General features: G+C 71.5%; 15 protein-coding genes and 1 tRNA gene. 6 read left to right on the top strand and 10 right to left on the bottom strand.

The annotated features are described in order from the left end of the window. Positions 1–51: 51 nt before the first annotated feature. Entirely contained in the window at positions 52–1,065 is a 1,014-nt protein-coding gene (locus ACRAKJ_RS07260) for a serine hydrolase (protein WP_438920651.1), read from the top strand. A 10-nt stretch (positions 1,066–1,075) separates the two neighbouring features. Continuing rightward, the gene (locus tag ACRAKJ_RS07255; protein WP_447008898.1) at positions 1,076–1,681 is read left to right on the top strand and encodes an ArsR/SmtB family transcription factor; all 606 of its coding nucleotides are present in this window, start codon (positions 1,076–1,078) and stop codon (positions 1,679–1,681) included. Positions 1,682–1,687: 6 nt separating this feature from the next. On the opposite strand, the gene ACRAKJ_RS07250 is transcribed toward ACRAKJ_RS07255, so the two are convergent. Together ACRAKJ_RS07250 and ACRAKJ_RS07245 are read right to left on the bottom strand one after the other, a co-directional pair. Then, complete coding sequence (locus ACRAKJ_RS07250; protein WP_438920653.1) at positions 1,688–2,614, bottom strand: TIGR03560 family F420-dependent LLM class oxidoreductase; 927 nt, start codon at positions 2,612–2,614, stop codon at positions 1,688–1,690. 68 nt (positions 2,615–2,682) lie between these two features. Further along, positions 2,683–3,336: a TetR family transcriptional regulator gene (locus tag ACRAKJ_RS07245; RefSeq protein ID WP_438920709.1), complete on the bottom strand. Its 654-nt coding sequence runs from the start codon at positions 3,334–3,336 to the stop codon at positions 2,683–2,685. A gap of 132 nt (positions 3,337–3,468) precedes the next feature. On the opposite strand from ACRAKJ_RS07245, the gene ACRAKJ_RS07240 reads away from it, so the two are divergent. Genes ACRAKJ_RS07240 through lipA form a run of 3 tightly spaced genes read left to right on the top strand, consistent with a single transcriptional unit; the run spans position 3,469 to position 5,900 of the window. Next, positions 3,469–3,930, top strand: a complete 462-nt coding sequence (locus ACRAKJ_RS07240; RefSeq protein WP_438920654.1) for a hypothetical protein — start codon at positions 3,469–3,471, stop codon at positions 3,928–3,930. A 20-nt stretch (positions 3,931–3,950) separates the two neighbouring features. After that, the gene (locus tag ACRAKJ_RS07235) at positions 3,951–4,877 is read left to right on the top strand and encodes an oxidoreductase (RefSeq protein WP_438920655.1); all 927 of its coding nucleotides are present in this window, start codon (positions 3,951–3,953) and stop codon (positions 4,875–4,877) included. 15 nt (positions 4,878–4,892) lie between these two features. Next, positions 4,893–5,900 (top strand): lipoyl synthase, encoded by a 1,008-nt coding sequence (gene lipA, locus ACRAKJ_RS07230; protein WP_438920656.1) that lies wholly within the window; start codon positions 4,893–4,895, stop codon positions 5,898–5,900. On the opposite strand, the gene ACRAKJ_RS07225 is transcribed toward lipA, so the two are convergent. From ACRAKJ_RS07225 to ACRAKJ_RS07190, 8 genes are all read right to left on the bottom strand, one after another. Continuing rightward, positions 5,872–6,906 carry a saccharopine dehydrogenase NADP-binding domain-containing protein gene (locus tag ACRAKJ_RS07225; RefSeq protein ID WP_438920710.1) on the bottom strand — a complete coding sequence of 345 codons (1,035 nt, stop codon included), beginning with the start codon at positions 6,904–6,906 and terminating at the stop codon, positions 5,872–5,874. The two genes, lipA and ACRAKJ_RS07225, sit on opposite strands and share 29 nt — an antisense overlap. A 33-nt stretch (positions 6,907–6,939) precedes the next feature. After that, a complete protein-coding gene (locus ACRAKJ_RS07220) occupies positions 6,940–7,227 on the bottom strand; it encodes a PEP-CTERM sorting domain-containing protein (protein WP_438920657.1) in 288 nt (95 codons plus the stop codon). Between the two features lie 90 nt (positions 7,228–7,317). After that, the gene (locus ACRAKJ_RS07215; RefSeq protein WP_438920658.1) at positions 7,318–7,707 is read right to left on the bottom strand and encodes a hypothetical protein; all 390 of its coding nucleotides are present in this window, start codon (positions 7,705–7,707) and stop codon (positions 7,318–7,320) included. Then, positions 7,704–7,877, bottom strand: a complete 174-nt coding sequence (locus tag ACRAKJ_RS07210; protein ID WP_438920659.1) for a hypothetical protein — start codon at positions 7,875–7,877, stop codon at positions 7,704–7,706. Before ACRAKJ_RS07210 ends, ACRAKJ_RS07215 begins: the two co-directional genes overlap by 4 nt. Before the next feature lie 918 nt (positions 7,878–8,795). Next, a complete protein-coding gene (locus ACRAKJ_RS07205) occupies positions 8,796–10,508 on the bottom strand; it encodes a hypothetical protein (RefSeq protein ID WP_438920660.1) in 1,713 nt (570 codons plus the stop codon). Positions 10,509–10,842: 334 nt separating this feature from the next. Then, positions 10,843–10,917, bottom strand: a tRNA-Val gene (locus ACRAKJ_RS07200). A gap of 58 nt (positions 10,918–10,975) precedes the next feature. Continuing rightward, complete coding sequence (locus tag ACRAKJ_RS07195) at positions 10,976–11,434, bottom strand: redoxin domain-containing protein (protein ID WP_438920661.1); 459 nt, start codon at positions 11,432–11,434, stop codon at positions 10,976–10,978. An 83-nt stretch (positions 11,435–11,517) separates the two neighbouring features. After that, positions 11,518–11,949, bottom strand: coding sequence for a DUF3052 domain-containing protein (locus tag ACRAKJ_RS07190; RefSeq protein ID WP_438920662.1), 432 nt, complete (start codon positions 11,947–11,949; stop codon positions 11,518–11,520). Between the two features lie 298 nt (positions 11,950–12,247). Between ACRAKJ_RS07190 and aceE the strand changes: the two genes are divergently transcribed. Continuing rightward, on the top strand, positions 12,248–14,998 hold the full coding sequence (gene aceE / locus ACRAKJ_RS07185; protein WP_447008897.1) for a pyruvate dehydrogenase (acetyl-transferring), homodimeric type: 2,751 nt from the start codon (positions 12,248–12,250) through the stop codon (positions 14,996–14,998). Positions 14,999–15,087 lie beyond the last annotated feature (89 nt).

The raw sequence follows: 15,087 nt of genomic DNA, 5'->3' as shown, positions 1-15,087 counted from the left end.
CCCTCCCCTCTAGTATTCCGGAATTACGGACTACCAGAGGGGAGATTCGTCGTGCTCCTGACCCGACGGCACCTGCTCTGCGCCTGCGCCGCCGCGGGCGCAGCCGCCCTGCTGCCCACGGCCACCGCGGGGGCCCGGACCCGGCCGGACGACTGGCTCGCCTGGTTCCGGGCGAACCGGCGGCACGTGGCCGCGGTCGTGGACGACGGGCGGGGCGGGCGGGTCGCGCACCGGCCGCACGAGCGCCAACCGCTCGCCTCGGCCGTCAAGGTCGTGCACCTCGCGGGGTACTCGGCCGCCCTGCGCACCGGCCGGGCCCGCGCGGACGAGCCGGTCCGCGTCGGCGACTGGGAGCGGTACTACCTGGGCCTCGACGGGGGCGCGCACCCGGCGTCCCTGCGCGCGCTGGGCATCCGGTCGACCAACGGCCTCACCGCCGACGACCCGAACCACCTGGTCACCCTGGACGACCTGGCCATGTGCATGATCCGGTTCAGCGACAACGCGGCCACCGACCACCTGCGGTACCGGCTCGGCGAAGGGCCGCTGCGCGCCGCCGCCGCCCGGCACGGCTGGCCCGGCGCGCCCGTGCCGGAGATCCTCGGCGAGTTCCTGGCGTTCATCCTGGGCAGGCGGGTCGACGTCCGGCGGTACCTGGAGGACCCCCGGCTCCAGCTGGAGGTGATCGGGAGGTTGCCCGACATCCCCGCGACCTACGAGGGCCAGCGGCCGTGGGCGCGCACGACGTGGTCCGGGACCGCGGCGGGCCTGCACCGCGCGCACCGCTCGCTGAGCTCCGACGAGGTCGCCCGCACCCACCTGGAACGCGGGTGGGAGACGCCGCCCGGCGTGGCCGGCATCGGGGTCAAGGGCGGGTCGCTGCCCGGCGTCGTCACGGTCGGCACGACGGTCCGCTGGGAGGACGGCCGGCTCGGCTCGGCCGCGGTGCTGCTCCGGGAGGTCGACGAGGAGCGGTTCGCCGCCGTGGGCGACCTGCTCGCGCTGGTGCAGGGGTCCCTGCTCGACCCCGCCGCGCTGCGCGAATTCCAGGTCAGCCTCTCCTAGGATGGCAGCGGTGGACCTGGTGCAGCGACTTGCCGAGCTGGAGCAGCGCGTGGCCGCGCTGGAGGGCGACGAGCGGGGTGCCACCGCGCGACCGGGCACCGGGGACGGCGGGCACCAGGCCGGCGGGCACGGGGTTGGCGGGCACGGGGTTGGCGGCAGGACCGGTGAGCGCGAGGCCGGCGGGCACGAGCCCGGCGAACGTGAGGTCGGTGGCGGGGCCGGCGGGCACGAGGTAGGCGGCGGCGAGGTGGGGTACGGCGGCCGGGTCGCGGTCGGCGACGGGCGCGTGTCGTGGCGGATCGACGTGACGCCGGAGCACGCGCTGGCGCTGGCGGACCGGCCGCGCATCGAGGTGCTGGCCGCGCTGGCGCACCCGGTGCGGGTGGAGATCGTGCGGACCCTGCTGGGGCAGGGCGCGCAGCCCGCGACGGCGCTCCAGGAGGCGGCGCGGCTCGGGTCGACCGGGCAGCTGTACCACCACCTGAAGGCGTTGACCGCGTCCGGCGTGGTGGAGCAGGACAAGCGCGGGAGCTACCGGCTGCGGAGCGAGGCCGCGGTTCCCGTGCTCGTCCTGCTCACCGCCGCGTCGGACGTGGCGGGCCAGCTGAGGGCCTGACGCGGGTCAGAGCTGCGGCGCGACCTCGGCGGCGACGAGCTCCACGTGGTCGAGGTCGGCCAGGTCGAGCACCTGGAGGTAGACCCGGCTCACGCCGGTCCTCTCCCGCCACGCGCCGAGCTTGTCGACGACCTCGGCGGGCGTGCCGGCCAGGCCGTTCTCCCGCAGCTCGGCCTCCTCGCGGCCGATGCGCGCCGCGCGCCGGGCGACCTCGGCGCCGTCGCGGCCGACGCACACCACGAGCGCCACGGACCGGGTGATCTCCCCCGGGTCGCGCCCGACGGCCTCGCACGCCGCGTCGACGCGGGCGAACTGCTCGGTGGCGGCGTCCACGCCCGCGAACGGCAGGTTGAACTCGTCGGCGAACCTCGCGGCCAGCGCGGGCGTGCGCTTCGGGCCCATGCCGCCGATGAGCACCGGGATCTTCGCCTGGGCGGGCTTGGGCAGGGCGGGCGAGTCCTCGACCCGGTAGTGCGTTCCCCCGAACGAGAACTTCTCGCCGACGGGCGTGCCCCACAGGCCGGTGACGACCTCCAGCTGCTCGGCGTAGCGCTCGAAGCGCTCCTTGGTCGACGGGAACGGCAGGCCGTAGGCGGTGTGCTCGGCCTCGAACCAGCCCGCGCCGAGGCCGAACTCGACGCGACCGCCGGACATCGCGTCGACCTGGGCGACGCTGATCGCCAGCGGGCCGGGGTGCCGGAACGTCGCCGCGGTCATCAGCGTGCCGAGGCGGATCCGCTCGGTGTCGCGCGCCAGGCCGGCGAGGGTGATCCAGGCGTCGGTGGGGCCGGGCAGCCCGTCACCGCTCATCGCCAGGTAGTGGTCGGACCGGAAGAAGGCGCCGTAGCCGGCGGCCTCGGCGGTCCGCGCGACGGCCAGCAGGTCGTCGTAGGAGGCCCCCTGCTGGGGCTCGGTGAAGATGCGGAGTTCCACCCGCGCCACGCTAGTGCCCGCGGCCCGGACCGACGACCTCAGTGCCGGCGGCCTCAGCGCCGGCGACCTCAGTGCCGGCGGGAGCGGGAGGAGCGGCGGTCCTCGCGCGGCGGCGGCCCGGCGGGCAGGTCCGGGCGCACCCGCAGCCCCTCGACCACGCGCACGATGGTCCGCTCCACCTCGGCGCTGGCCTTGCGCGGGTCGGACGCGCCCGCGATCGTGCTGGCGCCCGCCGACAGCGCGCCGAACAGCAGCCGCGACATCGTCTCCACCGGCAGCTGCTCCAGCTCGCCGGACTCGACGAGCACCTCGATCGTGGAGCGCAGCAGGCCGTAGCTGAAGTGCTCCTCGGCCTCGCGCCAGCGCTCCCAGCCCATCACGACCGGCGCCTCGTGGACGACGATGCGCTGGTAGGGCGGCTCCAGGCACACCCGCACGTAGGCGCGCAGGCCCGCGACGGCGGTGTCCCACGGGTCGCCGGGCGCGCTGACGATCTCGGTGAGCTTGCGCATGAACGCGTTCTCGACCGAGTCGAAGGCCGCCTCGAACAGCGCCTGCTTGCCGCTGAAGTGGTGGTAGAGCGCGCCCTTGGTGAGCCGCGCCCGCTTGGCGACCTCGTCGAGCGAGGTGCCCGCGTACCCGCGTTTGGTGAACAGCTCCACGGCACTGTCCACGAGGGCCTGCCTCGTGGACTCGGAGTACTCCAACCGCCTCGACCTCACTGTCACCACGTTCACAACCGTACGACATACCGGCGGTACGTACTCGTGGTATGTTCGCCTCATCGGTCATACCGAGGGTATGTGGAAGACCTGGGGTATGACGCCGGTCACCACGAAGAGGGAGGCGTGATCATGGGTTGGACCGACTTCTACCGACGGCGCGACGCTCTGGACGCCGTGCTCACCGCCGCGGCGGCCGACCCGGCGGCGCCGCTGGTCTTCGACCGGGACGTGTTCGCCACCCGGGACGAGCTGCTCCTGGCCCTCCACCACCGCTGGATGCAGCGGCTGACCGGCCGCCTGGGCGTCGCCCTGGAGGCCGACGACGACCGCGTGGAGACCGTCTCGCGGACGTGGCGCGCGCTGGCCGCCGAGGAACCGGTGCTGCGCGCCGTGCTCGACGAGCACCTGACCTCCGCCGAGGCCCTGGAGCGGGAGGACCGGGTGCTGGCCCTCACCTCGGGCCTGGCCGACCTGTCCGAACCCGCCGCGGAGATCGCGCGCGTCGGGCGGGCGTTCGCCCGGCTGATCCGCACCGCGCCGTCGCGAGCCGTCGTGCCAGGCCGGCACCGCGGGCTCGCCAAGAGCGCCTGAACACGAGTAGGAAAGTGCGCATGGCGAAGTGGACGGAAGCCGACATCCCCGACCAGAGCGGGCGCACCGTGCTGGTGACCGGCGCGAACTCGGGCCTGGGCCTGCGCACCGCCGAGGTGCTCGGCGCGAAGGGCGCCCGCGTCCTGCTCGCCTGCCGCTCACCCGAACGGGGACGACGCGCGCTGGATCGCGTGCTCTCGTCCGACGGCGCGGCCGAACTCGTCCCGCTCGACCTGGCCGACCTGGCCTCGGTCCGCTCGGCCGCCGCGCTCGTCCGCGAGCGCACCGGTGACGCGCTGGACGTGCTGGTCAACAACGCCGGCGTGATGGCCGTGCCGCTGGGCCGCACCGCCGACGGCTTCGAGCGCCAGCTCGGCACCAACCACCTCGGGCACGCCGCCCTGACGTGGCTGCTGATGCCCGCCCTGAGCACCCGGCCCGGCGCGCGCGTCGTCACCGTGTCGAGCCTGGCGCACGCCATGGGCTCGGTCGACCTGGCGGACCCGAACTACGAGGTCCGCCCGTACACCGCGTGGGGCGCCTACGGGCAGTCGAAGCTGGCGAACCTGCTGTTCGCGCGCGAGCTGGACCGCCGCACCCGCACCGCGGGCGTGGACGTGACGTCCGTCGCCGCGCACCCCGGCTTCACCGCCACCGAGCTGAGCGCCAACATGGCCCGCGCGCACCGCAACCGGTTCGTCGGCGTCGGTGCCAAGATCGGCGACCTCTTCGCCCAGTCGGTCGCGATGGGGGCGTTGCCGCAGCTCTTCGCGGCGACGTCGCCCGACGTGGAACCCGGTGCCTACTACGGCCCCGACGGGTTCCGCGGCACCCGCGGCCACCCCACCCGCGTCGGCTCCACCGCGGCGGCCCGCGACGACCTCGCGGCCAGCCGGTTGTGGGACCTGACGGCCGAGCTCACGGGCGTGGCGCCCGATCCCTCGTGACGTAAGGTCGGTGACGTGACCGTCGTACCTGAAGGTCGGAAGCTGCTGCGGCTCGAAGTCCGCAACAGCCAAACGCCCATCGAGAAGAAGCCCTCCTGGATCAAGACCAAGGCGAAGATGGGCCCCGAGTACCGGGAGCTCAAGGGTCTGGTCAAACGCGAGGGCCTGCACACGGTGTGCGAGGAAGCCGGTTGTCCCAACATCTACGAGTGCTGGGAAGACCGCGAGGCCACCTTCCTGATCGGTGGCGAGCAGTGCACCCGCCGCTGCGACTTCTGCCAGATCGACACGGGCAAGCCGGCCGACCTGGACCGCGACGAGCCCCGGCGCGTGGCCGAGTCCGTGCAGGCCATGGGCCTGCGCTACTCGACCGTGACCGGCGTGGCGCGGGACGACCTGGAGGACGGCGGCGCCTGGCTGTACGCGGAGACCGTGCGGCAGATCCACGCGCTGAACCCCGGCACGGGCGTCGAGCTGCTCATCCCCGACTTCAACGCGGTGCCCGAGCAGCTGGCCGAGGTGTTCTCCTCGCGCCCCGAGGTGCTCGCGCACAACCTGGAGACCGTGCCGCGGATCTTCAAGCGCATCCGCCCGGCGTTCCGCTACGAGCGGTCGCTGGAGGTCATCACGGCCGCCCGCGAGGCCGGCCTGGTCACCAAGTCCAACCTGATCCTCGGCATGGGCGAGACGCCCGACGAGGTCACCGAGGCGCTGTCCGACCTGCACGACGCGGGCTGCGAGATCATCACGATCACGCAGTACCTGCGGCCCTCGCCGCGCCACCACCCGGTCGAGCGGTGGGTCAAGCCGGAGGAGTTCGTGACGCACAAGGAGACCGCCGAGTCGATCGGCTTCTCCGGCGTCATGGCGGGCCCGCTGGTCCGCTCCTCCTACCGCGCGGGGCGGCTGTACGCGCAGGCCGTGCAGAAGCGCGGCGACGTGCTGCCGGACAACCTGCGCCACCTGCTCGACGCGGGCGGCGCGGCGCAGGAGATCACCTCGCTGCTGTCGTCCCGCCCGTAGGGCCGTCGACCACCACGCCGTCCAGCCCCCGGACGTAGTCCGCACCGAAGGCGCTGGACGGCGTGTGCGCGCCCGCCGGGACGGTGGAGACGCGCCGGGCCGCCGTGACCACCGAGTCGGCGGTGAGGTCGTAGGCGTTGGGCCCGGTGAGCGCCACGCGCACCCGGTTGCCGTCGTCGTCCCACGCCTCGCCGAACACCTCGCTGCGCGTGCGCGCCCGCGTGCCCGCGTCCGGTCCGCCGATCCGCTTCGCCAGCGCCTTGCCGAGCTTCTGCGCCACCGGCGTGCGCAGCAGCGGCGCGGTGAACGGCTGGAGCTTGCCGAGCAGGCTGGGCACCGTCGTGAACGTGGTGACGTTCGGGATGCCGGTCGAGCGGTGGGCGGTGCTCACGTCGCCCCACGGGATCGCCCCGACGTCCCGCGCCCGGTCCCGGAAGTGGGCCGTGCGCCTGCGGTGGCCGAGCGGCACGCCCCGGATCACCCCGTCCACCCGCGCCCGCCCGCCGCCGCCCGAGCCCTCGACGGCGGTCAGCGCCGTGCCCGCGCTGGCCCCGCCCTGGACGACGAACGCGAGGTCGAGGTGCGTGGCGGACGGCAGGGCCTGCTTGAGCATCGCCGCGGCGCAGTCGGTGGGCACGACGTCGAACCCGACGCCGGGCAGCAGCACCACCCCGGCCTCCCGGGCCTCCTCGTGCCGGGCGGCCACGGCCTCGAAGACGTCGATCTCGCCGGTGATGTCGAGGTAGTGGGTCCCGGTGGCCAGGCACGCGTCCACCATCGGCGCGGAGGTGGCCGAGAACGGCCCGGCGCAGTGCGCGACGACGTCGACGTCCCCCAGCGCCCCGGCGGCCTCCGCCAGGTCGAAGACCCGGTACTCCAGCCCCAGCCGCTCGGCGACGGGCCGGACCCTGTCCGCCGAGCGCCCGGCGAGCACCGGCTGTTCCCCGCGCGCCACCGCGAGCTCGGCGACCAACGTCCCGGTGAAACCGCTGACCCCGTACACCATCCACGTCACGGGTCGGACCCTACCAACGGGTAGCTACAAGCGCCGCCGACGCACCACCGCCGCCCCCACGACCAGCAGCAGCCCCACGACGGTCACGGGCGCGGCCCACGCCAACCGCTCCACCCGGAGCCGGGAGCAGATCTCGACGAACGCGGCCCCCTCGGCCTCGACCGCGACCTCGTCGTAGGCCATGCCCACGCTGTTGCCGCAGGAGACCGGGAAGCCCGAGGGCGCGTCGGTGTCGAGGGGCAGCAGCATGATCAGGAGCCCGGCCAGGAAGAACGCAACACCGATCACCGCGGCGACGACCCTGGGCGACATGGCGACAAGTTACGGGCTAGGAACACCCCGGTACAGGGGAATGTCACAAATGGGGAACGGCGGGCACCCTCCGCTGCGCCCGATGCAGCCTCAGCCGCGCCGAACGGACACGCGGGACCACGCGGAACGGGCCACGAACGTCCCGCCGGCGTTCAGCACGACCAACTCCCCCACCCGCACGCACCCGCTCTCCGACCGCGCCAGCTCCTCCACCAGCCGCACGACCCGACCGAGCCCCGGCACCCCCGCCACCACCCCGCGCACCGCGCACCCGATCCGCTCCACCGCGGCGCGGGCCTGGACCCCCGACCCGGGCCGCCGGCACCGCGCCACCCTGAACGCCCCGACCGGCGTCGGCACGGCACCGACGACGTCCAGGCCGAACGCGTCGAGCACGTCGACGAGCGCCAGCTCGACCGCGCTCACCCCCGCCTCCCCGGAGAGCCGGATGGTGACGGGGAGCAGCACCCGACCGTTCACCGGACCACCCCGGCGGGCACGCCGACCTCGACGAGCAGGACGTGCGAGTCGTCCTCGCGACCACCCACGCCCCACAGCTCCAACAGGCTGACGACCGCGCGGCGAATCCCCTCACCGGTGTCGCGGGGCAACCCGACCGGCAGTTCGGCGCGGATCTCGAATGAGCACATGGCCGTGGATCATCACGTGGCGCCCGCGGTCCGCGTAAGTCCCGGATGGTAGGGCGATCGGCACCCGAAGCCCCACCGGGGCCCGGACCGTCCCGGAGCCCGCGACGCGGGCAGGACCCGTTCGACGGAGATTCCCGAGGTAAGGGTGCTCGCGATCGGCACGGGGCCCGTCGGATGAGCCGGCCGGAGGTGCGCGGAACACCTCTCCCGGAGGACCGGTGGTCCGCAGGAACAGCGGGATCGGACTCAATGATCAATCGTTCGGGTGACTCCCGAACAGGTCTTCGACACAACCCGACCGCCGGCAGGGCAAGACGTGCCGACACCCGAACCTGCGGCGCGCCGGTCCGGGGGTGATGCCGCCAACCGCCACTTCCCGGGGTCGGACGGATCAAGAGCCGAAGCATGTGGAGGGCGCGGCTCAGCGGGAGTCGTCGGAAAACCACGCTCGACCGGTACCGCGCCGCCGATCTCGGCAGCGGGAGGTGCGCATCCCCACGACCGCCGACAACCGTCTTCAGCGTCCGCGCGCCTTCGCGCCCGGACTGCGGTCCGTCAACTCGCCGGTGTCTGCGTCGGGGTCGGGGACGCCTCGGGAGACGACCGGTAGACGTCGTCGATCTCATCGAGCCCTTGGTACATGTCACTGGCCGACAGGGTCGGAACACCAGGAGGGGACGTCCACGTGTGCGCCGGCACGAAATAGCCTGACGGTTGGTGATCGGACTGGGCACCCGCGCTGATTAATCGGGAGAACTGCAGCATGAGCCACCTCACCGGTTCGATAAATCGTGAGACCGATTCATTTTCGCCACTGTGCGTCGCCTTGCTTTCCATCACATCCCTTCCCATCCCCCCGACAGGATTTTTCCCGGAACTTCGGCGCGATCGTAACACGAAAGTTGTCATTTGTATACACTACTCCGCTTTTTTCGTAAGTAGATAAGAATATTCCCACGTTCGGATGACGCACTGGTAGGTGATCCGGACTGCGTTCGCCAGAGCCAGACAGACGATGATCGCCCACCCGAGATCGGTGACCCAGAAGATGGAGTTGCCGCCGAACACCCGCGGCCACTCACGCGTGGACCCGAAACTTTTGTGGAGCATGAACACGGCCGTGCCGGCGATCGAGAGCGCCGCTGTCACGACCAGCGACACGCGAGCCGACAGGGTTCCCTCCAGCAGCTTCCGAGAGGGGGCGTCGAAGCCGAGCCACGTGGCGGCGATGGCCGGGAACGCGAGCAGGAAGGCGGGCGCGTCGGTGCCGGGGTCCGGGAACCGGGAGTTGACGAAGCCGACGAGCCACAGGATCACCAATCCCGCCAGTGCCGTGATGGTCGCCCTCAGGATCGACCCCGGCGGCACCTCGAAGAACCGCAACCGCACGACCGGCCTCTCGTCCTCCCTGAAGGTCGGCATGTAGCGGGTGTAGAAGTGGGCGTGCGGTTGACCGAGACGACGACGGAAGCGGCAGTGCGGCCGGGTGGGCGCGGAGTCCGCCGAACGCTTCAGGATGTCACCCGCGCCCTCGATCCTCTGGTGGGCCAGGTACAGGTCATCGGGAGCGTGGACGTGCAGGTGGTAACTCTCGCAGGTCGCCGCGTTCGCGATGTCCAGGTTCAACTCCACGGGACGCGCGCCGAACACGATGCGGACGAATCCCGAGAACGACCAACGCCGCTTCGACTTGTCGCTCCCGAACTTCACACCGGGGGTGAGCGTCAAGGTGTACTTGAAGCGGTGCCGCCGCATCTCCCCCGCCTCGTCGATGCACGCCACGATCGCGAAGTGCGTGATCAGCTGTTGCACGAAGAGCACGGCGATGTGACGGACCTTCTCGTTCGCGACGGGCAGTTTCAGGATCTCCTCGGCGGCGCTGAGGTCCGGGGGCGTGTCGGACCTCGTGTCCCGGCGCCTGACGATCGCCTGCACGGCCAGCAGTTCCGCCTGCCGGGCACCGTTGGGCAGCACCTGCCCCTGGTGGAACCCGTGCGCGGACAGCAGCAAGATGTGGAGGACCTTGGTGGCCAGGCTCAGGTACTGCCGGTACGACAACCACTGCGTCTCCTCGTCATTGGCGTGCAGGATGTGGAAGTCGTCCAGGAGTTCCCCTTTCTGGTTCAGCACGACCGGGACGTAGACGGTGCCATCCATGCTCCCCAGTCTTTTCGGGATGTCGAGGTCGACGGTGGCCGCCTTGCGCAGGGTCCGCCGATCCGGGGTGAACTCCTCGACGACCCGTCGGCGGAACGTCGCCGGCCGGATGATGGCCGACGCGAATATCTTCGCCTGGTTCGCGGTGACGTCAGTGGACTGCTCGGCCTGTTCCAACAACACCGTCGCCCTGCTTTGCGGCACCTCGTGCAACTCGAACGGCTCCTCCGGCCCGGCCCTGAAAGGGCGCACGTGGAACCACGCCGTGTAGAAGACCAGGCAAACGGCGGTCAGCAGGACGAGCAGGATGAGGTCCTGGGCACCGTGGCCGCCGTGGCGGACCACCGACGCCACCATCACCGCGTCGATCAGCACCAGGGCCAGCAGCACCCCGGCCGACGCCAACTTGAAGAAGCCTCGTAACACACGCATCCCCGCATGATCGGCGTTGATTTCGCTGGACTGTCGAGACACTTCCGCCGAACGTTACTTCCGCATTTTTGCACGAACAGGTGCATAGTCGACGGAATACGATTCCGGGTCATCGCGCATGATGCACGGGCAGGCGCTTGCCCGGCGTTCGTCCTCGACGGAGGAGCCGTTCCGCACCCGACACGACCGCATGCGAATGGTGCACCACCGGACAACGCCGTTCCTCCGCAGATGTGCGGGGAACTTTCGTGGACCCACCGCCCACCGGGGGGACAGGTGGGCTGCGAAGCACGAGCGCGACAGCGCTGCGGTACGAAGCCGCCGACGAGGGGAGCGGAACCGAGGGCGTGCCTCGGGGGTGCACCCCGTACCGACGTGGTGGGCGCGGCAGGATTCGAACCTGCGACCGCTCGGGTGTAAACCGAGTGCTCTTCCGCTGAGCTACGCGCCCTTCCCGACCCCCGGGGTGCCCCGGAGCGGCCGGATGCCCACCCGGGCGGTCCTGGAGCCTAGGGCAAGGCCGCCACGGCCCTCTTCCACGCCTCCTGGTCGCGGGGTTCGCCCGGGGCGTTCACCTGGGTGTAGCGGACCACCCCGGCGACGTCCACGAGGAACGTGCCGCGGACCGCCATGCCGGACTTCTCGTCGAACACGCCGTACGCGCGGGCGACCTCCCCGTGCGGCCAGAAGTCGGACAGCAGCGGGAAGCCGTAGCCCTGTTCCGCCGACCACGCCTTCAGGCTGAACGGTGTGTCCACCGACACACCCAGCACCTGCACGTCCTCCCCCTCGTAGGCGGCCAGGTCGTCGCGCAGCCGGCACAGTTCGCCGGTGCACGTGCCGCTGAACGCGAACGGGTAGAACACGAGCAGGACGTGCTTGGACCCGCGGAACGACGACAGCGCGACCCGCTGCCTGTTCTGGTCGTTCAGCGTGAAGTCGGGCGCGGGTCCACCCACCTCGACCACGTCGGCCCCTTCCTCGGCAGAACCCCGGCAACGGGCCCCCCGAACGCACGGGAGCCCGTCCACGAGCCTAGGTCATGCGGGTCTCAGCGCTTGACCTTGACCGACTTCGGCGTCACGAGGCGAGTGGCCGACCAGTCGCCGCTGAGGTTGATGTTGGAGGTCTGCGCGAGGCCGGCGGTGGACGCCGCCTCGGCGATGTCGCTCGGCTCGACGTGCCCGGACCTGCCGGTCTTCGGCGTGAGCACCCAGATCAGGCCCTCGTCCGCCAGCGGTGTCGTCGCGTTGATCAGGGCGTCCGCCAGGTCGCCGTCGCTCTCGCGCCACCACAGCAGGACCACGTCCACGACCTCGTCGGCCTCTTCGTCGAGCAGATCACTCCCGACCCGCTCTTCGACCGCCGCACGGAGGTCGTCGTCGACGTCCTCGTCCCAGCCGATCTCCTGGACAACGGTGCCCGGTTCGATCCCGAGCCTGTCGGCGACACCGATCTTGCCGGCGTCTTCCGCGGCGACCACGGCTTCCACTCCTCCAAGTACACAACAGCGGCAGTCGGGGTACGACTGCCGCGCGGATGTCACTACCAGTCGCGGACAGCGAACACTGTCAGCCCCGCCACGCGCAACCGTAAGGGCGAAGACACGCCGCATCGGGTACCCCAGGGTGCGGGCCCCTCACCCCATGAGGCACGCTCTACATACCTCCTATTCGCGCGCGCGAGGGACACGATCCAGAACTACTCACCGGTAGCGGTGACGGGAGCGTGTCCACGAGACGACGATGGGAGCCGAGAAGACATCGGAACGAGGAGATCCCTTGGCCCCGCAGAACCCCCCCGAGCGGGTACGCGTCATCCGTGACGGTCTGGCCGCCCACCTCCCGGACATCGACCCGGAGGAGACCGCGGAGTGGCTGGAGTCGTTCGACGCCGCGCTCAAGGGCGGCGGGCAGCAGCGCGCCCGCTACCTGATGCTGCGCCTGCTCGAACGGGCCAGGGAGAGCCACGTCGGCGTCCCCTCGCTGACCAGCACGGACTACGTCAACACCATCCCCACCGAGCGCGAGCCGTGGTTCCCCGGTGACGAGGAGGTGGAACGCCGCTACCGCGCGTGGATCAGGTGGAACGCGGCGATGACGGTCCACCGCGCCCAGCGCCCCGGCGTGGGCGTCGGCGGTCACATCTCGACCTACGCGTCCTCCGCGAGCCTCTACGAGGTCGGCTTCAACCACTTCTTCCGGGGCAAGGACCACCCCGGCGGCGGCGACCACGTGTTCATCCAGGGCCACGCCTCCCCCGGCGTCTACGCCCGCGCGTTCCTGGAGGGCAGGCTCTCCGAGAACCAGCTGGACGGCTTCCGCCAGGAGTTCTCGCACGCCGGACCGGGCGGCGGCCTGCCGTCGTACCCGCACCCGCGGCTGATGCCGGACTTCTGGGAGTTCCCGACCGTGTCCATGGGCCTCGGCCCGATGAACGCGATCTACCAGGCCCGGTTCAACCGCTACCTGCGCGACCGCGGCATCAAGGACACGTCCGACCAGCACGTCTGGGCGTTCCTCGGCGACGGCGAGATGGACGAGCCGGAGTCGCGCGGCCTGCTCCAGATCGCCGCGAACGAGCAGCTCGACAACCTCACGTTCGTGGTGAACTGCAACCTCCAGCGCCTCGACGGCCCGGTGCGCGGCAACGGCAAGATCATCCAGGAGCTGGAGTCGTTCTTCCGCGGCGCGGGCTGGAACGTCATCAAGGTCATCTGGGGCCGCGAGTGGGACTCGCTGCTGCACGCCGACCGCGACGGCGCGCTCGTCAACCTGATGAACACCACGCCGGACGGCGACTACCAGACGTACAAGGCCAACGACGGCGCGTACGTCCGCGAGCACTTCTTCGGCCGCGACCCGCGGACGAAGGACCTGGTCACGCCGATGTCGGACGACGAGGTGTGGAACCTCAAGCGCGGCGGCCACGACTACCGCAAGGTCTACGCGGCCTACAAGGCGGCGGTCGAGCACCACGGCCAGCCGACGGTCATCCTCGCCAAGACCATCAAGGGCTACGGCCTGGGCCCGCACTTCGCGGCGCGCAACGCCACGCACCAGATGAAGAAGATGACCCACGAGGACCTCAAGCTCTTCCGGGACAGCCTGCGCATCCCGATCGAGGACAAGGACCTCGACCCGTACCTGCCGCCGTACTACCACCCCGGCAAGGACTCCCCGGAGATCCAGTACCTGCTGGAGCGGCGCAAGCAGCTCGGCGGGTTCGTGCCGGAGCGGCGCACCAAGTCCAAGGCGCTGGTGCTGCCGGGCGACAAGGTCTACGACGTGATCCGCAGGGGTTCGGGCAAGCAGGAGGTCGCCACCACGATGGCGTTCGTCCGGCTGGTCCGCGACCTGGCCAAGGACTCGGAGATCGGCAACCGGATCGTGCCGATCATCCCGGACGAGGCGCGCACGTTCGGCATGGACTCGATGTTCCCGGCGCAGAAGATCTACAACCCGAACGGGCAGATGTACACCTCCGTGGACGCCCAGCTGATGCTGGCGTACAAGGAGTCGGAGCAGGGCCAGATCCTGCACGAGGGCATCAACGAGGCGGGCTCGACCTCGTCGTTCACCGCCGCCGGCACGTCGTACTCGACGCACGGCGAGCCGATGATCCCGATCTACATCTTCTACTCGATGTTCGGGTTCCAGCGGACCGGTGACGGCCTGTGGGCGGCGGCGGACCAGATGGCGCGGGGTTTCGTGCTGGGCGCCACGGCGGGCCGCACGACGCTGACCGGCGAGGGCCTCCAGCACGCCGACGGCCACTCGCTGCTGCTCGCGCACACCAACCCGGCCGTGGTGGCGTACGACCCGGCGTGGTCGTTCGAGGTGGCGCACATCGTCAAGGACGGCCTGCGGCGGATGTACGGCGAGGACGCCGAGAACGTCTTCTACTACATGACCGTCTACAACGAGCCCTACCAGCAGCCGGCCGAGCCGGCGGACCTGGACGTGGACGGCCTGCTCAAGGGCCTCTACCGGTACCGGGTCGCGGAGGGCGGCGACGGGCCGCGGGCGCAGCTGCTGTCCTCGGGCGTGGCCGGGCCGTGGGCCGTGCGGGCGCAGCGGATGCTGGCCGAGGAGTGGGGCGTGCGGGCCGACGTGTGGTCGGCGACGTCGTACTCGGAGCTGCGCCGCGACGCGGTCGAGGCGGACCGGCACAACCTGCTGCACCCCGACCGGGAGCCGCGCGTGCCGTACGTGACGCGGGCGCTGGCCGACGCCGAGGGCCCGGTCGTGGCGGTGTCGGACTGGATGACGGCCGTGCCGGACCTGATCCGGCCTTACGTGCCGACGGACATGACGACGCTGGGCACGGACGGGTTCGGCTTCTCCGACACCCGCCCGGCGGCGCGCCGGCACTTCCTGGTCGACGCCGAGTCGATCGTGGTCGCCACCCTGGCCGCGCTGGCGAGGCGCGGCGAGGTGTCCCGGGACGTGGTCGTGGAGGCGGCGCGCAAGTACCGCATCGACGACGTGGCCGCGGCGGGCCCGTCCACCTCGGACGCCGGCCTGGCCTGACCGGGCGGCACGACGAACGGAGGGGCGGTCCCGCGCGGGGCCGCCCCTCCGGCGTCCCCGCCCCTCCGGCGTCCCCGCACCGCATTAAT

This window comes from Saccharothrix sp. DSM 118769 (assembly GCF_052936295.1).
The sequence above is the reverse complement of the archived record's forward strand: the minus strand, read 5'-3'. Positions and strand labels throughout refer to the sequence as shown.